The sequence below is a fragment of the Amycolatopsis mongoliensis genome (assembly GCF_030285665.1).
Lineage (GTDB): Bacteria > Actinomycetota > Actinomycetes > Mycobacteriales > Pseudonocardiaceae > Amycolatopsis > Amycolatopsis mongoliensis.
Window position 1 is genome coordinate 4,965,300 of the sequence record NZ_CP127295.1, and the last position, 16,959, is coordinate 4,982,258.

Annotated in this window: 17 protein-coding genes; 5 read left to right on the forward strand and 12 right to left on the reverse strand. The window is 73.2% G+C overall.

Translation table 11 applies throughout. The features are described 5' to 3' along the window. The first annotated feature begins 2 nt into the window (after nt 1-2). Genes QRX60_RS24275 through QRX60_RS24285 form a run of 3 tightly spaced genes read left to right on the forward strand, consistent with a single transcriptional unit; the run spans nt 3 to nt 2,700 of the window. The gene (locus QRX60_RS24275) at nt 3-1,199 is read left to right on the forward strand and encodes an acetyl-CoA acetyltransferase (protein ID WP_286003073.1); all 1,197 of its coding nucleotides are present in this window, start codon (nt 3-5) and stop codon (nt 1,197-1,199) included. A gap of 8 nt (nt 1,200-1,207) precedes the next feature. After that, nucleotides 1,208-2,179, forward strand: a complete 972-nt coding sequence (locus QRX60_RS24280) for an LLM class F420-dependent oxidoreductase (RefSeq protein WP_286003682.1) — start codon at nt 1,208-1,210, stop codon at nt 2,177-2,179. A 2-nt stretch (nt 2,180-2,181) separates the two neighbouring features. Next, nucleotides 2,182-2,700 carry a pyridoxamine 5'-phosphate oxidase family protein gene (locus QRX60_RS24285; protein ID WP_286003074.1) on the forward strand — a complete coding sequence of 173 codons (519 nt, stop codon included), beginning with the start codon at nt 2,182-2,184 and terminating at the stop codon, nt 2,698-2,700. On the opposite strand, the gene QRX60_RS24290 is transcribed toward QRX60_RS24285, so the two are convergent. Continuing rightward, nucleotides 2,690-3,535: an SGNH/GDSL hydrolase family protein gene (locus tag QRX60_RS24290; protein ID WP_286003683.1), complete on the reverse strand. Its 846-nt coding sequence runs from the start codon at nt 3,533-3,535 to the stop codon at nt 2,690-2,692. The genes QRX60_RS24285 and QRX60_RS24290 overlap by 11 nt on opposite strands. 111 nt (nt 3,536-3,646) lie before the next feature. On the opposite strand from QRX60_RS24290, the gene QRX60_RS24295 reads away from it, so the two are divergent. Continuing rightward, nucleotides 3,647-4,885, forward strand: a complete 1,239-nt coding sequence (locus QRX60_RS24295; RefSeq protein ID WP_286003075.1) for a PucR family transcriptional regulator — start codon at nt 3,647-3,649, stop codon at nt 4,883-4,885. A 284-nt stretch (nt 4,886-5,169) separates the two neighbouring features. Here QRX60_RS24295 and QRX60_RS24300 read toward each other — a convergent pair whose 3' ends face one another. Both QRX60_RS24300 and QRX60_RS24305 read right to left on the reverse strand, forming a co-directional pair. After that, nucleotides 5,170-5,559: a hypothetical protein gene (locus QRX60_RS24300; RefSeq protein ID WP_286003076.1), complete on the reverse strand. Its 390-nt coding sequence runs from the start codon at nt 5,557-5,559 to the stop codon at nt 5,170-5,172. Between the two features lie 82 nt (nt 5,560-5,641). Further along, nucleotides 5,642-6,508, reverse strand: a complete 867-nt coding sequence (locus QRX60_RS24305) for an alpha/beta fold hydrolase (protein ID WP_286003077.1) — start codon at nt 6,506-6,508, stop codon at nt 5,642-5,644. Nucleotides 6,509-6,575: 67 nt separating this feature from the next. Between QRX60_RS24305 and QRX60_RS24310 the strand changes: the two genes are divergently transcribed. Then, the gene (locus QRX60_RS24310) at nt 6,576-7,319 is read left to right on the forward strand and encodes a TetR/AcrR family transcriptional regulator (RefSeq protein ID WP_286003078.1); all 744 of its coding nucleotides are present in this window, start codon (nt 6,576-6,578) and stop codon (nt 7,317-7,319) included. Between the two features lie 97 nt (nt 7,320-7,416). On the opposite strand, the gene QRX60_RS24315 is transcribed toward QRX60_RS24310, so the two are convergent. The 9 genes from QRX60_RS24315 to QRX60_RS24355 form a co-directional block, all read right to left on the reverse strand. Continuing rightward, nucleotides 7,417-8,061, reverse strand: coding sequence for a TetR/AcrR family transcriptional regulator (locus QRX60_RS24315; protein WP_286003079.1), 645 nt, complete (start codon nt 8,059-8,061; stop codon nt 7,417-7,419). A 262-nt stretch (nt 8,062-8,323) separates the two neighbouring features. Continuing rightward, the gene (locus tag QRX60_RS24320) at nt 8,324-10,015 is read right to left on the reverse strand and encodes a flavin monoamine oxidase family protein (protein ID WP_286003080.1); all 1,692 of its coding nucleotides are present in this window, start codon (nt 10,013-10,015) and stop codon (nt 8,324-8,326) included. Further along, on the reverse strand, nt 10,012-10,767 hold the full coding sequence (locus tag QRX60_RS24325; RefSeq protein ID WP_286003081.1) for a carbon-nitrogen hydrolase family protein: 756 nt from the start codon (nt 10,765-10,767) through the stop codon (nt 10,012-10,014). The genes QRX60_RS24320 and QRX60_RS24325 overlap by 4 nt, the downstream gene beginning before the upstream one ends. After that, complete coding sequence (locus QRX60_RS24330; protein WP_286003082.1) at nt 10,764-12,155, reverse strand: amino acid permease; 1,392 nt, start codon at nt 12,153-12,155, stop codon at nt 10,764-10,766. Before QRX60_RS24330 ends, QRX60_RS24325 begins: the two co-directional genes overlap by 4 nt. A 122-nt stretch (nt 12,156-12,277) precedes the next feature. Then, the gene (locus tag QRX60_RS24335; protein ID WP_286003083.1) at nt 12,278-13,561 is read right to left on the reverse strand and encodes a sensor histidine kinase; all 1,284 of its coding nucleotides are present in this window, start codon (nt 13,559-13,561) and stop codon (nt 12,278-12,280) included. A gap of 2 nt (nt 13,562-13,563) precedes the next feature. Beyond that, nucleotides 13,564-14,274: a response regulator transcription factor gene (locus QRX60_RS24340; protein WP_286003084.1), complete on the reverse strand. Its 711-nt coding sequence runs from the start codon at nt 14,272-14,274 to the stop codon at nt 13,564-13,566. A gap of 16 nt (nt 14,275-14,290) precedes the next feature. Continuing rightward, a complete protein-coding gene (locus QRX60_RS24345) occupies nt 14,291-14,956 on the reverse strand; it encodes an IclR family transcriptional regulator (protein ID WP_286003085.1) in 666 nt (221 codons plus the stop codon). A gap of 53 nt (nt 14,957-15,009) precedes the next feature. Further along, nucleotides 15,010-15,822: a sugar phosphate isomerase/epimerase family protein gene (locus QRX60_RS24350; RefSeq protein ID WP_286003086.1), complete on the reverse strand. Its 813-nt coding sequence runs from the start codon at nt 15,820-15,822 to the stop codon at nt 15,010-15,012. After that, on the reverse strand, nt 15,822-16,955 hold the full coding sequence (locus tag QRX60_RS24355) for a DUF993 family protein (protein ID WP_286003087.1): 1,134 nt from the start codon (nt 16,953-16,955) through the stop codon (nt 15,822-15,824). Before QRX60_RS24355 ends, QRX60_RS24350 begins: the two co-directional genes overlap by 1 nt. Between the last annotated feature and the right edge of the window lie 4 nt (nt 16,956-16,959).

Here is a 16,959-nt window from a genome sequence, read left to right on the forward strand (position 1 = left end):
CCATGACCGTGTTCGTGCTGGGCGGGGCGCAGACCGACTTCGCGCGCAACTACGCGAAGGAGGGGCGCGGGATCCTCGAGCTGTTCGCCGAGGTCGTCCCCGCCGCCTTGGTGGACGCCGGCGTTGCGGCCGAAGACGTCGAGGTCGCGCACGTCGGCAACCTCGCGGCGGAGCTCTTCACCGGCCAGGCCCAGCTCGGCGGCCTGCTGGTGGCCGCGGTACCGGAGCTCGACGGCGTGCCCAGCACCCGGCACGAAGCCGCGTGCGCGTCCGGCAGCACCGCTGTGCTCGCCGCGTGCGCGGACCTCGAAGCCGGCCGCTACGACCTGGCGCTGGTCGTCGGGGTCGAGCTGATGCGCACCGTCGACGGGCAGCGGGCCGCCGAGCACCTCGGCTCCGCCGCGTGGGCCGGGCACGAAGCCGTCGCCGCGAAGTTCCCGTGGCCCGCGCTCTTCGCCGACGTCGCTTCCGCGTACGACGAGCGGTACGGACTCGACCCCGAGCACCTCGGGCAGTTCGCCGAGCACGCTTTCGCCCGCGCGACGGTGAACCCGCTCGCCCAGGCCCGCGACTGGCGTTTCCCGGCCGGCGCGTTCGGGCCGGACGACGAGCTGAACCCGCTGATCGAAGGACGCCTGCGCAAGCAGGACTGCGGCCGGATCACCGACGGTGCCGCGGCGGTCGTGCTGGCTTCGCCCGCGTTCGCCGAGCGGCTCGGCGGCGGGTTCCCGCGCATCGCGGGCTTCGGGCACCGCACCGCGCACATCGGTCTCGCCGAGAAGATCGCCGCCGACGGCGAGTACCTGTTCCCGCACCTGCGCGGCGCGGTCGTCGACGCCTACGAGCGCGCGGGCGTGGCCGGGCCGGACGCACTCGACGTCGTCGAGCTGCACGACTGCTTCACGATCACCGGGCTGGTCGCGCTGGAGCACCTCGGTGCCGCGCCGCCCGGCGACGGCGGCGAGTTCATCGCCGACGGCGGTCTCGACACGGCCGGGATCAACCCGGGCGGCGGCCTGATCGGGCTCGGCCACCCGGTCGGCGCGACCGGCGTCCGCATGCTGCACGACGTCGCCCGGCAGGTGAGCGGGACGGCGGGCGCGACGCAGGTCGAGGGCGCGCGCACGGCGTTGACGCTCAACGTCGGAGGCTCGTTCACCACGGTCGTGACCATGATCGTCACCGGAGAAACCGCGTGAGGCTTTCGGTGTCGCTGGGGCTCTGGCAGGACCGCCCGCCGGAGGAGGCCCTGGAAACCGCGCGTGCCGCCGAGGCCGCCGGGTACCCGGAGCTGTGGATCGGCGAGATGGCGACGTGGGACGCGTTCGCTTTGGGGACCGCGATCGGCGCGGCGACTTCGCACATCTCCCTGACGTTCGGGCCGCTCGCGGTGACCGTGCGGGACCCGGCGACGGTCGCGATGGGCGTCGCATCGGTCGCGGCGCTGACCGGGCGGTCGACCGGGGTCGCGCTGGGCACGTCCAGCGACGTCGTGGTCCGCGGCTGGCACGGCCGGTCGCGTTCGCGCGCGGCCACCGCGCTCGAAGAGTCCGCGGTCGCCGTCCGGCAGCTGGTGTCCGGCGATAAGTCCACTGTGGACGGATTGGTGGTGGGTTCCCGGGGCTACCGGTTGCGGCTGGCCGCCCCGAAGGCGCCGGTGACGATCGCCGCGTTCGGCCCTCGCGCCCTCGACGTCGCCGCCCGGTGCGCCGACCGCATGGTGGTCAACCTGGTCAGCCCGGCCGCCGCGGCGACACTGGTCCGCGGGATGCGGGAAGCGGCCGCGCGGGCGGGCACCACGCCGCCGCCCGTGGCCGCGTGGGTGGTCGGCGCCGTCGACCCGGGGCCGGCCGAGATCGAGCAGCTGCGCCGGGGCGTGGTCGGGTACCTGGCGGCGCCCGGCTACGGCGAAATGTTCCGCGCGGCGGGCTTCGGCGACCTGGTCGACTTCGCGCGGACGCGGCCGCACCCGCGTGAGCTGCTGGCGGCGGTCCCGGTCGAGGCGATCGCGACGGTGGGCCTGCTGGGCTCGCCGGCGGAGATCGCCGCGAAGGCGCGGGAGTACGCGGAGGCCGGCATCGACGAGCTGGCGATCGTGCCCGCCACCAGCGACGGCGACCCCGGTGGGGCGAAGACTCTCGCCGCGTGTCGATCCGCGGTCGTCCCGTTCGACGCGTAGGCATGACCGAGCCGACGAAGACCACGAACCTCGACCAGAACGGGTGCCCGCCGCTGCCGTGGAGCCGGGCGCGCGACCTCCTCGCGACCCAGACGCCCAAGGAGGACCTGACGTTCTTCGTCGGGACCGTCCGCCCCGACGGCAGGCCGCACGCCGCCGGTGTCGGCGCGATCTGGGTCGACGACACCCTGTACTTCGTGAGCGGGCCCGGCACGCGCCGGGCCCGCAACCTGGCGGCGAACCCGGCGTGCACCGTGTCGGTGCGCCTGAAGGGTCTCGACCTCACCTTCGAGGGCGAGGCCGAGCACGTCGCCGATCCCGCCACCCTCGAGCGGGTGGCGGCCGTCTACCGCGAGGGCGGCTGGCCCGCGACGGTGACCGGCGGCGGGTACACGGCGCCGTTCATGGCGCCGAGCGCCGGACCCGCGCCGTGGTTCCTGTACCGGCTCGTCCTCAGCCGGGCGATCGGCGTCGCCTGTGCCGAGCCGTACGGCGCGAGCCGCTGGGACTTCAGCCGCTGATCGCCGCGGCCGCCAGCGCGCCGATGTTCCGCATCCCCGTCGCGTTGGGGTGCAGCGGGGCCGCGACCGATGTCGGGATCACGCTCTCGAACCACTTGACCCCGGGCAGCTTGCAGACGTCGTGCCCGATCGACGCCGTCCGGACGTCGACGTACCGCGCGTTGTGCGCGGCGGCCTGCCGGGCCAGGGCGGCGTTGGTCTTGTCGACGCTGCCCTGGATGTAGTTCGCGTCGCGCGGGGTCAGCGGCGCGACCGGCCAGCACCCGTTGTGCGGCAGGTAGGTGCCGTAGCCGGCGACGAAGACATCGGCGTTCGGCGCGTGCGCGTGGATCGCGTCCAGCAGCGCGCCCCACGTCGGTTCGAACGCGGCGATCTTCTCGGCCAGCTGGTCGTGCCCGCCGGCGGTGTAGCGGTCGACGCAGTCCGGGTTGATGCCGGGCAGCAGGTTGATGCAGCTCGTCGCGGCGCCGACCAGGCCGACGTCGTTGCCGCCGATGGTCAGCGTGACGGTCTTCGTGCTCGCGCTCAACGCGTCCAGCTGCGGCGGGACGGCGCCGGTGTCCGTCGACTGCGGTGCGTACATGTCCGCGGTCGTCGCGCCGGAGCAGGTGACGTCGTCGAGCGGGACGCCCAGCCGGTTCGCGGCGATGTGCGGGTAGTCCGCGAGCGACCGGAGGCAGCCCGGGGACGAGAGGTCCGGGGGCAGGATCAGCGGGCCGGCCGCCGCCGAGTCCCCGAGTGCCACGTACTCCCCGGCGGGGGCCGCTGTCGCCGTGCCCGCCGCCGCGGTCGCCAGGGCCGTGACCATGATCGTGATGAACGCCGTTGTCCTCACTCGCACGCCGTCCTCCTTGACGTTGTGCCTACGGTTGGTCTCCGTGACACCATCGGCACCGAGGGTGGCCGGATTGACTGGGAATCCGGGCAGAGAACGAGGGGATCGGTTGTGACGGACCACAAACCCGGCGGGGACCTGGCCCTCGGCGGGCAGCGCGTCCACGAGCGGCTCACCCAGGAGGAGCCGGAGCTGATCGCGCGCGTGCTGACGCGCATCCAGGACGAGGTCGCGGACTACCGGCGGCTGCCGGTGGAGGAGCTCGCCGGCGACATCGCGCGGATCACCCAGCAGGCGGTGCGCGCGTTCGCCCGGAGCCTGCGCGAAGACCGGCAGCTCAACGACGCCGAGCTGCGGCAGATCGGCGCGTCCGCGGTGCGCCGGGCCGAGGAGGGCTTTCCGCTGGAAGCCGTACTGACCGCGTACCACGTGGGTGCGCGGGAGATCTTCGCCGTCGGCTCGGCCGAGGCGGGCAGTGCGGACGTCGCCGACCTCCTCGACGTCGCGGACCGGGTGCTCGCGTTCGTCGGCACCGTCACCGGTGCGGTCACGCGGGGCTACCTGGAGGAGCTGCGCACGAAGGTCGGGCAGGAGCACACCGCGCGTCGCACGCTGCTTTCGGTGCTGGCCGACGGCGGCCCGGTCGACGTCGTCGCCCGCAGCGCCGGGATCACGCTGCCGGCGCGGTACCTGGTGCTGAGCGTCGAGTTGGGGCCGCACGCCGACGAGGCGTCGCCGGGGGTCGACGCCGACATCGCGATCCGCCGGAAGCTGCGGCGGTTCCTGGCCGCGTTCGAACGTTCTTGCGGCGAAGGGGTCCTGGCGTCGCTCGACGGCCCGGGCGGCCTGGTGCTGCTGCCGCTGGCCGGGCGCCTGTCGGCGGTTCCGGAGTGGCACGCGCTGGTCGACGCGGCCGGGCGCGCGGCGGGCGTGGACGTGCTGGCGGCGGCCGACACGGCGACGCCGCCGGAGGTCCGGCTCGTGGCGGCGCGGACGGGGGAAGTGCTGGACGTGCTCCGCTGGTTCGGCCGCCCGCCGGGGCTGTACCGCCTCGACGACGTCCTGGTGGAGTACCAGCTGACCCGCCCGGGCGAGGCCCGCGACCGCCTTGCGGCGGTGCTCGCGCCGCTGGACGCGCACCCGGAGCTGGTCGAGACGCTTTCGGCGTACCTGGAGCTGGACACGAACCGCCGTCGCACGGCGGCTCGCCTGCACGTCCACCCCAACACGGTCGACTACCGCCTGCGCCGCGTCCGGGACCTGACCGGCATCGACCCGCTCCACCCGGCCGGCCTGCCCCGCATCATCGCGGCCCTGGCGGCCCGCCGTGCCACGGTCCCACGCAACTGACGTGTCGACTCTCCAATCACGCGAGTCGACCCTCCAATCACGCGAGTTACGCCCCCAATCACGCCGGTTACGTCCTTAATCACGCGAGTTCCGGGTCCGGTCACGCGAGTTCGGTGTGCCGGAACGGCGAACTCGCGTGCCTGGATGGACGACTCGCGTGATCAGACGCGGGACTCGCGTGATTGAAGGCGGAACTCGCGTGATCGGGGAGCGAACTCGCGTGATTGGAAGGTCGACACGGCCGGCGGGCCTCCCGATCCCGCCGGCCGGGAGCCGGACCCGGGTCAGCTTGCCGGGGTGAGCGGGCGCGAGGCCGGGACCTCGGCCGGACGGCGAGGGGCCGGGATCCGGGCCAGCGCCGGAGGGCGGGAGACGAGCCGGGCGAGGAAGCCGAAGGCGACGAGCACGGCGAGGACCAGGGCGGCTACCGCCGAAGCCGGGGAGAAGGTGAGTTCGCCGGCCCGGCCGAGCACGAACCCCGAGTCCAGCGCCCACGCCACCACCGCGACCCCGATCGCGGCCGGGACCGAGCTCCAGAAGGCGGTCAGCAGCACGACCGCACCCAGCGTGACCAGCGCGTACCACGGATGACCCGTCGCACCGGCGACGTCCGCCGAGAGCGTCGCGACCACCGCGGTCACACAGCCGAACGGGAACCCGAAGCCACCACTCATGCCGTCCAGCGAACCCCGCGAAAAGCCGGAGAACATGAGCCAGGACACATTCCCTACGCCCGGGCCCCGGGATCTTGACGCGTTATTGACCCGTCACGCGCCCGATCGCCTCCGCCAGCGAGGGCCAGACCGCGCGCGGCAGGTTGTGGCCCATGCCCGGGATGACCAGCAGTTCCGCGCCCGGGATCGCCTCCGCCGTCGCCTTGCCGCCGCTCACGTCGATCAGCGGGTCGGCGTCGCCGTGCACGACCAACGCCGGCAGCCGCACCGAACGCAGCCCCTCCGTGCGGTCACCGGAGGCCAGCACCGCCGCCGCGTGGCGCAGCGTGCCCACCGGGTGGCGGGCGCGGTCGTAGTGCAGCGTCGCCTTGGCCAGCAGGAACGCCTCGTCGTCCGGGTAGCCGGGCGAGCCGAGCTGCCGGTAGCCGTCGATGCTGTCGGCGAGGGCCTGCTCGCGCGTCGACGCCGGCGGCCGCGCCAGCATGGCCAGGGCCCACGGCTCGGCCTGCCCGACCGCCGGGTCGCCGGTGGTCGACATGATCGACGTGACGCTCAGCAGCCGGCCCGGGTGGTCGATGGCCAGCTGCTGCACGATCATCCCGCCCATCGACGCGCCGACGACGTGCGCCTCGCCGATGCCGAGCGCGTCGAACAGCCCGACGGCGTCGTCGGCCATGTCCGAAAGGCGGTACGGCGCCGTCGTCAGGTCGCCGCCGGCCAGCGCGGCCAGGTCCGGCGCGGGCAGGTCGTCGAGCCAGGTGGAGAGCCCGACGTCCCGGTTGTCGTAGCGCACGACGAAGAACCCGCGGCCGGCGAGCAGCTCGCAGAAGCCGTCCTCCCAGGTGATCATCTGGGCCCCGAGGCCCATCACCAGGACCAGCGGCGGACTGCCCGGATCGCCGAAGGTGTCGTACTCGAGCTCGAGACCGTTGGCCTGTGCGCGTGCCATGCCCCGATCCTGCCGTACCCGTGCGCAGCTGGCACCGATCGCACCCGTGCGGTTACCGTTACCCCCCATGCCGACCTCATCCTCGGGTACCGGACAGCGCCCCCGGTCACGGGCCGCGGCGGGACTGCCGGCGCTCACGGCCGACCGGATCATCAGCGCGGCGACGACCCTGACCGGCGAACGCGGCCTCGACAACTGGACGCTGCGGGAGCTCGCCCGCGCGGTCGAGGCCTACCCCGCGGTGATCTACCACCACGTCGGTGACCGGGACGCGGTGGTGAACGCCGTCGTCGACCGGGTGGTCGGCCTGCTGGAGCTGCCCGGCGGGGACCTGCCCTGGCAGGACTGGTTCACCCAGCTGCTGGCCAGCCTGCGCGCCGTGCTGCGGGCCTACCCGGGCTGCGCGCGGCGGCTCGCGCTGTTCGGCCCGTCCGTCCAGGCGGCCACGCGCAGCATCGACGCGGGCATCGGCGTGCTGCTGAAGGCGGGCTTCGGCCGGGAAAGCGTGCTGGCCTACAACCTGCTGGTGATGACCGCGTGCCAGTTCGTCGCGATGGAGGACGACCGCGACGGCGCGCTCGCGCTGCGGATCGACAACACCGAGGCGTACGCGGCCTACCGCGAGCGGGACGACCTGCCCGGAATGGCCGAGCTGGGCTCGGCGATGCACGACCTGATGGGCGATCCCGACCTCGCCGCGGGCTACTACGCGCAGTTGTACGACTACGCGGTCCGAAGGTGTCTCGACGGGCTCGCCCACCGGCTCGGAGAACTTCGCGAACCGGACGGCGAAGGCCTGACAGCGACTTGACAGCGCACCGGCGTACCGTGAGCGTGCGTCGGCGGTTCGTCCGCTGACCCGGAGCCCCTGGCGCCCTCCTCCCCCTCGTGGCGCCGGGGGCTTCGGTCTATTCGCGACCGTCCTGGTGCGGCGGTTCCGCCTGGATCGCCGGGAAGATCTCGCCGACCAGCGTGACGAGCGACTTGGACAGCAGCAGGTGCACCTGGCTGCGGGTCAGGGACCCGCGCACGAGCCATTCCCGGCCGGCGGACTTCACCATCCCGCCGAACGCGCGCACGAGCGCGTTCAGTTCGGGGCCGTGCTCGCTTTCACTGGACAGCCCGACGGCTTCGAGCACGCGGTCGGCGGATTCGCGGTCGGCCTCTTCGAGGATGCGCTCCACCTCGAGGTCGCGGCCGATGCCCTCCGGCGCGATCGCGGCCAGCCACATGCGCTCCTGGCTGGTGACCATGTCGAGGAACCACTCGATGGCGACGTCGGCCCGCAGGTCCAGCGGCCCGTCCGGCAGGATCTCGACGGCCAGCCGCGGCACGGTCAGCGCGCGGCGGATGATTTCCAGGTACAGCTCGCGTTTCGTGCCGAAGTAGTGGTTGATCAACCCCCGTGCGACGCCGGCCGCGGCGGCGATGTCCGAAGTGGACACTTCGGAGTAGGGCCGGTCACCGAACAGCCGCGCCGCGCAAGCGTAGATCTGTTCCTTCCGTTCGTCCGGTTCCAATCTTCGCCATCTCGGCGCCGGCTCGGTGTTCATGGCTCCATCGTCCCACGGCCGCCGGGCCCGGGCAGCTCAGCACGCACGTTGCCGGACGCCGTGCCACGATCGGGGCACGCTCGGTCCGGCAGCGTGATCGGTGCCGGCCCGTTCCGCGCCCCGCAAGCCCCGACTCGGTGAATGGCGCGAACGGGCTCGGTCAGTCCCGGCGGTACGACTTGCGCTGAAGGGTCCCTCCTCGGATGTGGTGGGAGCAAAGGCCCCTCAGCGCGTCGGATGCCGTGGCCACCGAAGGGCACGCTCAGTCCGGCAGCGTGATCGGGGCGAGGTCCGCGAAACTGTCGCCGGGGCCCGGGTTCGCGGGGTGCGTCCGGCCGTCGAAATGGTGCAGCACGCCCCAAACGGCGTTGAGCGCGGTCTGCACGGCGCCCTCGGCCCAGCCCGCCGTCCACGAGACGTCGTCACCCGCCAGGAAGAGGCCGCGGTGACGCTCCGCCAGCTCGTCCTGCACGAAGTGCGTGAACAGCCGGTGCTGGTAGCGGTAGTGCCCGGGCAGGTTCGCCTTGAACGCGCCCATGAAGTGCGGCTCCGCCTCCCACGACACCGTCACCGGGTCGCCGATGATGTGCCGCCGGACGTCGACGCCGGGGTAGATCTCGCGCAGCGACTGCAGCATCACCTCGACGCGCTCGGTCGCCGAAAGCGGCAGCCACTTCAGCGAGTCGTCCGCCCACGTGTAGGACAGGCAGATCACCGCCGGGGCGGACGGGTCGGAACCGAGCAGGTAGGTGCCGCGCGGCATCCGGTCGGTCAGCGTCATGCTCATCGTGTCGCGGCCGGTCGCCGGGTCGGGGTCGAGCCAGAACGGCCGGTCGACCGGCACGAACACCTTCGACGACTCCATGTAGTGCGTGCGCTCGATCGCCGTCCAGTGGTCGATCGGGAAGAGCGCTTCGTCGCATTCGATCTTGGACAGCAGCATCCAGCTCTGCGCGGTGAACACGGCCGCCGGGTAGGTCCGGATGTGCCCGGACGCGTCGGTCACCGTGATGTTGTTCGGCGCCGTCCGGTGCAGCCGCGTCACGCCCGGCCGAGGGCCGCCTTCGTGCAGCGATGCCAACGACGTTCCGGCGGGCCAGAACGTGAGCTCAGCAGGTGCGTGGTCCCACAGCCGCAGCGGGAGCTGCCGGCTGCCGCCGACGATGCTGCGGTGCTCGTCGTCGGCGCCGGTGTAGACGACGCGCAGGATTTCCAGGATGGAGTTGGGGAAGTCGGTGTCCCAGCCGCCGGTGCCGAAGCCGACCTGGCCGAAGATCTCGCGGTGGCGGAAGGAGGCGAACGCGGGGGAGTCGCAGAGGAACCCGTAGAACGTCTGGTCGTCCAGCTTCGGGACGAGCTCGTTCCACAGCCGCTTGACCGTCTTCGCGTCGCGGTCGCGGATCGCCGTCTGCATCTCGGCGAACGACGCCTGTTCGGCCAGGGTCCGGTCCCAGGCGGCAGCGACGTCGGCGAACACCGCGGGCAGGTCGGCCGGCGTGCGCGCGTAGTGGCTCTGTCCTTTGAGGTCGACGACGGTGCTCGGCGTCTCCGGCGCCAGGGGATTGGGGAACGGCGTGGTCTCGAGCCCGACCTTGTCGATGTAGTGGAACAGCGCGGTGGACGCGGGTGGGAAGCGCATGGCGCCCATCTCCGCGACGACGTCGTCCGGGCAGCCGGGAAACCGCACGGTGCGCAGCCGGCCGCCGATCTCGGCGATCTCGTACACCACCGGCCGCAGGCCGAGTTTCATCAGTTCGTACGCGGTGACGATGCCGGACAGCCCGCCGCCGATCACCGCGACCTCGGTGCCGTGCCGGTGGGCCGGCACCGAGCCCAGCCCGGCGGGGTGGGCGAGGTAGTCGTCGTAGGCGAACGGGAAGTCGGGGCCGAACATCGTGATCGGGCGGCCCGCCGGCTCGTCGTGGTGGATCGCGGTCGGGACAGCGGAGGTCATGCGGTGGTTCCTCGGTACAGGTCGGGCCGCCGGTCGGCCAGGTGGGTGTTCTCCAGGCGTGACGCGGCGAGCGCGGCGCGGGTGATTTCGGCGGTGATGAGCGCGGGATCGCTCCCGGCCCGGGTCAGCACCTCGCCGGTGGGAGCGACGACACAGGAGCGTCCGCAGTACGTCAGCTCCTGTTCGACGTCACAACGGTTGGCGTAGGCAACGAACAGCTGGCTTTCGTAGGCCCGCGCCGGCACGAGCGTGTCGGCGACCAGCTCGTACGGGCTCATCAGCGCGGTCGGCACGACCAGCAGTTCCGTGCCGGCCAGCGTGTGCGCCCGGACCAGTTCGGGGAACTCGACGTCGTAGCAGATCAGCAGTCCGACGCGGATGCCGGCGACATCGGCCTGCACCACCGGCTCGTCGCCCGAGGTGAACCACGCCTTGTCGAGGTCGCCGAACAGGTGCGTCTTGCGGTAGTTGGCCAGGCGCCGCCCGGTCGCGTCGACGAGCTGGACACTGTTGTAGACGTTCTCGCCGTCGAGTTCCGGGTAGCCGTAGGCCAGCGCGACGCCGGTCTCCCCGGCCAGCGCGGACATCCTGGCCGCGGTGGGGCCGTCGGCCGGTTCCGCGAGTTCGTGCGTGCGCGCGCCGATGTGGTAGCCGGTGGTGCTCATCTCCGCCGTGACGACCAGGTCGGCGCCGGACGCGGCCACGGCTTCGGGCAGCGCGTCGACCGGGCCCTGGTGGATCGCGACCCTCATGCCAGCCTCGACCGCCGGATGCCGTAGCCGAAGTAGATCAGCAGGCCCAGTGCCATCCAGCCGCCGAAGACCACCCAGGTGGCGCCGTCGAGGCTGACCATCATGTAACCGCAGCACAGCACGCCCAGCAGCGGTGTCACCGGCGAGAGCGGCACGCGGAACGAGCGCGGCCGGTCGGGCTGGCGCTGTCGCAGGAGCAGGACGGCGATGTTGACCAGCAGGAACGCGAACAGGGTCCCGATGCTGGTGGCGTCGGCGAGCTTGCCCAGCGGGATGAACGCGGCCAGGACCGCGACGAACGCCGAGACCACCAGCGTGTTGAGCCGCGGCGACCCCGACTTCGGGTCCACTTTGGACAGCGACGACGGGACCAGGCCGTCGCGGGACATCGCGAACAGGATGCGCGTCTGTCCGTAGAGGACGGTCAGCACGACGCTGGAGATCGCCACGATCGCGCCGACGGCGAGCAGGCCGGCCCAGAACGGGCTGCCCGAAACGACGGAGAGCACGTGCGACAGCGCGGCCTCCTGGCCGTCGAACTCCTGCCACGGCAGCGCACCGACCGCGGCCACCGCGACCAGGCAGTACAGCACGGTGACGATGCCGAGCGAGAACAGGATCGCCCGCGGCAGGTCGCGCTGCGGGTTCTTCGCCTCCTCGCCGGCGGTCGAGGCGGCGTCGAACCCGATGTAGGAGAAGAACAGCTTGGCGCCCCCGGCGCTCATCCCGGCCAGGCCGAGCGGCAGGAACGGCGTGAAGTTCCGCGCCTGCACCGCGGTGAAGGCGATCGCGCAGAACAGCACCAGCGTCGCGATCTTGACCGCGACCATGACGGCGTTGGCCCGCGCGCTCTCCTTCGCGCCGGACAGCAGCAGGAGCATCGCGAGAACCACCACGACGATCGCGGGCACGTTGACGATCCCGCCGGAGCCGGGCGGCCGGCTCAGCGCGTCCGGGATGGTGAACCCGAAGGCCAGCCGGAGCAGTTCGTTGAGGTACTGCCCCCACCCGACGGCGACCGACGCCACCGAGACGCCGTATTCGAGGACCAGGCACCAGCCGCAGACCCAGGCGACCAGCTCGCCGAGGGTGGCGTAGGCGTAGGAGTAGGACGAACCGGACAGCGGGATCATACCGGCGAGTTCGGCGTAGGAGAGGGCGGAGAACAGCGCGGTGACCCCGGCGAGCACGAACGACACGACCACGGCCGGACCGGCCACCGGGACGGCTTCGCCGAGGACGACGAAGATCCCGCTGCCCAGCGTCGCGCCGATGCTCAGCATGGTCAGCTGCCCGAGTCCGAGCGACCGCTTCAGCGTGCCATGATCACTTTCGGCGACCAGCTCGGCGACCGGTTTCCGCCGCACCGTCGCGGCTCGCAGATTCATGCCGACGACGGTATCGGCCGTCTCCGGCGGGCAAAACAGGAGAACGTTGCGCGTACAGATGAATCACAGGTGATTCATTGCACAAGCCGAACGAATCACGGCGAATCGTTCCGGACGGCGAGTCACTCGGCGGCGGGGAGCAGCAGCGTGAACGTCGGCGGCTCCGGCTTGCTCAGCCGCAGCCTGCCGCCCTCCGCTTCGGCGAGGCTGCGCGCGAGCGGCAGGCCGATTCCGGTGCCGCCGGGCGCGGCGGCGAACGGGTCGGTCTCGCCGAGGTCGGGGCCTTCGTCGGCGACGTCGACGGCGAGCGTGTCCCCGGCGTCGCGGGCCACCACGGTGACCGTGCCCCGCCCGTGCGTCACCGCGTTGTCGAGCAGCACGCCGAGCACCTGCCGCACGGCCGCGGCCGCCACGCGCGCGGGCGGCGGGTCCTGCCGGACGATCCGCAGCGCCCGCCCGCGCGGCCCCAGCAGGGCTTCGCCCGACTGCCGGAGTTCGTCGAGGAGGGCGTCGAGGTCGAGCTCCGCGCGGGGCGCCCGGCGTTCCCGGCCCAGCGCCAGGAGGTCGTCGATGGTGCGTTCCAGCCGGTCGGCGGAGGCGATCCCGGCGCGGATCGCCTCGTACGGGTCGGCGCCCGGGGTCTGCAACGCGGCTTCGAGCTGCAGGCGCAGCCCGGTCAGCGGGGTCCGCAGCTGGTGCGACGCCTCCGCCGAGAACGCGCGCTCGCGGTCCAGCGTCTCGCCGATCCGGACCGCGGTGGTGTCGAGCGCCTCGCCGACCTGGTCGATCTCGGCGATGCCCGCGCGGGGTGACCGGGCGGTGAAGTCGCCGTCGCCGAGCCGCTCGGCCGCGGCGGCAAGCTCCTCCAGGGGACGTACCAGCCGCCTGGTGGACCGCCGGGCCATCAGCCAGCTCACCCCGGTCGTCGCGACCGCGAGCCCGGCCATGCCGAGCCAGGTCAGCACGATCCGCAGCCGCAGCTCGGTCAGGGGCAGCGCGGCGCGGACCACGCCGGTCACCCGGGAGCCGTTGACCACCGGCACCGCCAGGGCCATTTCGTCGCCTTCGCGGCCGATGACGAGGTCCACCTTGGCCTTCGCCGCCTGCCGCTCGACCGGACCGCCGGCGGCGGGCCCGCGCCCGGCGAGCAGCCGCCCGTCCGGGGCGTAGACGGCGACTTCGCCCCCGGCTTCGTCGTCCTGCTCGTCGAGCGGGGGCAGGGCCGGCGTCCGCCCGGCGGCCAGGTCGTCCGACACGGCGAGCGCGGCGGCGTCCGCGGCCCGCTCCAGGTCGCTCTTCGTGTCGTCGTGGTAGTACTGCCACACCGCGATGCCCAGCGGCAGCGCGAACAGCACGGTGGCGACGAGTGCGGCCAGCACTGTCAGCGAGGTGATCCGGCGGCGCACGGCTAACCTTCGGCGAGGGTCCGCGTGGGATCCTCCAGCCGGTACCCGTGCCCGCGCAGGGTGGCGATCCGGGGCACCTCGGCCCCGGGCCCGGCCGCCGAGGTGAGCTTGCGGCGCACCGCCGCGATGTGCACGTCCAGGGTCTTCGTCGAGCCGTACCAGTGCGCGTCCCAGACCTCGGCCATCAGCGTCTCGCGGCTGACGGCGACTCCGGGCTGCTCGGCCAGCCGCGCCAGCAGGTCGAACTCCTTGGCCCGCAGCACCACCTCGCGTCCGCCCAGGGTGGCGCGGCGGCCGGCGATGTCGACGGTCAGCCCGCCGACGGTCACCGGGGGCCGGGCCGCGGCCGGCGCGCCGCGGCGGAGGTGCGCGCGCACCCGGGCCAGCAGCTCGCCCAGCCGGATCGGCTTGGTGAGGTAGTCGTCGGCGCCGGCGTCGAGGCCGACGACGACGTCCATCTCCTCCTGCCGGGCGGTGAGGATGACCAGCACCGAGGCGGGCAGCGCGGCCCGCAGGCGGCGGCAGACCTCGACGCCGTCGAGGTCGGGGAGACCGAGGTCGAGCAGCACGAGGTCGAAGTCGCCGGCCTCGGCGGCCTGCAGGGCGGTGCGGCCGTCGCGGCGCCAGCACACCTGGTAACCGTGCAGTCGCAGGGTCGATTCGAGCACGCTGCCGATCGCGGCGTCGTCTTCCACCACCAGCAGGTTCGGCATGCCGGGAGCCTACGTTCTACTCCGGCCGGGCACCGAAACCGATGCGCGAAATGCGCCGTGAGGCTTCCGTCACTCCCGCGCCGAACCTCGCCACGGCCTCGGCCGTGAAGCGCGTGGTGGGGCCGGTGACCGCCAGCGCCGCCAGCAGCCGCCCGTCGCCGTCGAGCACCGCGGCGGCGACGCTGGACGCGCCCGGCTCCGGCTCGCCGTGGCTGACCGCGGTGCCCTCGGCCGCGCCGGCGAGCACCTGCCCGGCGGCCCCGCACCCGAGCGGCAGCTCGTCCCCGACGCGGCCGACGTGCCGGATGGCCCGCGAGCCCTCCTGCTGGGCCACGCAGACGAGCACTTCGGTGCTGCGGACGTACAAATTGACCGTTTCGCCGTATTCCTGCGCCAGCTCGCGCAGGACCTGGCGGACCGGCTCGGGCAGCTGCCACGCGGTGTTGGCCAGCTGGGCCCAGCGCAGCATCCCCGGCCCGACGGTGACCCGCCCGTCCGGGCGCGTCCAGAGCAGGCCGCGCTGTTCGCAGGTGGCGACCAGCCGCAGAACCGTGGTCTTCGCGAGGCCGCTGGCGGCGGTGAGGTCCTTGACCGCCCACGTCCGGTGATGCTCGGTGAAGAGAGCGAGCAGGTCGAACGCGCGCAGCACGCTCCGGACCGCTCCGTCGTCTTCCGCCATCATCGAGCGACCCCCCCGTCCGCCTGATGGCCCCAGCGTACGGGGGGACGGACGGCTCAGGCCACGTACCGCTCGAACGCCGCGACGGTCTCGGCGAGCACCTCCGCCCCCGGCCGGGCCCACAGCCCGGCGTTGAACACCTCGACCTCGATCGGGCCGGTGTAGCCCGCGGCCTCGACGCGGGCGCGCAGGTGGCGGTGGTCGATCGGGCCGTCGCCCGGCAGCGCGCGGCCCAGCAGCGGGTCGGGCAGGGGCACGAGGACGTCGCACACGTGGAAGCCGGCGATCCGGCCGGCGGCCGCGGCGATCGACTCCTCGATCCGCGGGTCCCACCAGACGTGGAACTCGTCGACGATCACCCCGACCTGCTCGGCGGGGTGCTCCTGGGCGATCTTCACCGCCTGGTCCACAGTGGACAAAACGGACCGCTCCGCGCACTGCATCGGGTGCAGCGGTTCCAGGCCGAGCCGTACGCCGCGCTCGCCGGCGTACGGCGCGAGCTCGCCCACGGCGTCCGCGACCCGCTGCCGGGACGCGGCGAGGTCGTTGCCCGCGATCCCGCCGACGACCAGCACGAGGACGTCGGCACCCAGCGTCGCGGCCTCGTCGATGGCCTCCCGCGTCTGCGCCACACCGTCCACAGGGGACCCTTCGGGCGTCACGCCGGTGAAGAACCCACCGCGGCACAACGACGAAACCCGGACGCCGTGCTCCTTGAGCAGGCGCGCGGCCTCGCCGACGCCGGTTTCCGCGACCTTGTCCCGCCACAGCCCGATCCAGCCGACGCCGGCCGCGGCGCACCCGGCCACCGCTTCGGGCAGCGACCAGGCCTTGGTGGTGATCTGGTTGAGGCTGAACCGCGGGTCCATCACGCCACCCCCGCGGCCTGCAGCAGCGGCCGCATCCGGGCGACGGCCAGCTCGGGGTCGGCGAGCGCGCCGGCCGCGTCGGCCAGCCGCAGCAGCGTGGCGAGGTGGGTGATCGTGCGCGCGGACTCGTTCCCGGCGAGCATCCGGAAGTGCTCTTGATGGCCGTTCAAGTAGGCGAGGAAGACAACGCCGGTCTTGTAGTGCCGGGTCGGGGCGCGGAAGATCTCGCGCGCCAGTGGCACGGTCGGGTCGAGCAGGGCGTGGAACCCCGCGCGGTCGCCGTCGTCCAGCCGACGCAGCCCCGCCGCGGCGACCGGCGCGATCGGGTCGAAGATGCCGAGCAGGGCCTCGCTGTGGCCCCGGTCGTCGCCGGCGATGAGCTGCGGGTAGTGGAAGTCGTCGCCGGTGTAGCAGGCGACGCCTGCGGGCAGCGCGCGCCGGAACTCCGTCTCCACCTCGGCGTCCAGGACCGAGACCTTCACCCCGGCGACGGTGCCCGCGTGCTCGGCGCACAGGGCCGCCAGCTCGCGGGCCGCGGCGCGGACGTCGTCGTGCCCCCAGTACCCGGCCAGCGCCGGGTCGAACTGCTCGCCCAGCCAGTGCAGCAGGACCGGTCCGCTCGCCTCGGACAGCAGCTTCCCGTAGGCCGCGTGGTAGTCGCCGGGACCTCGCGCCGCCGCGGCCAGTGCCCGGCTCGCCATGACGACCGGGACCGCGCCCGCGCCGCCGACCAGGTCCAGCTGCTCCCGCCAGGCGTCCACAATGGACGCCGGAGTGGCCGGTCCCGCCGGCAGCTGGTCGGTGCCGACGCCGGCGCACCACCGGCGTCCCGCGGCGATCACCCCGGTGCGGGTGACCAGTTCCTTCGTCGTGGCCCAGTCGAGGCCCATGCCGCGCTGTGCGGTGTCCATGGCCTCCGCGACGCCGAGCCCGCACGACCAGAGGTGCTCGCGGAAGGCCAGCGTCGTGTCCCAGTCCACGGCGCCGGGCTCGTCGGCCAGCGCGTCGGCGACGACGTGCGCGGCGGCGTAGGCGATCCGCGACGACGGGGGTTCACCCGGTGGCGCGGGCGGCGGTGGGCCGGATGGTGCCCACTTCACGAGCCCGCCGCCGGGGACCGGGAGCAGGAGCATCGGG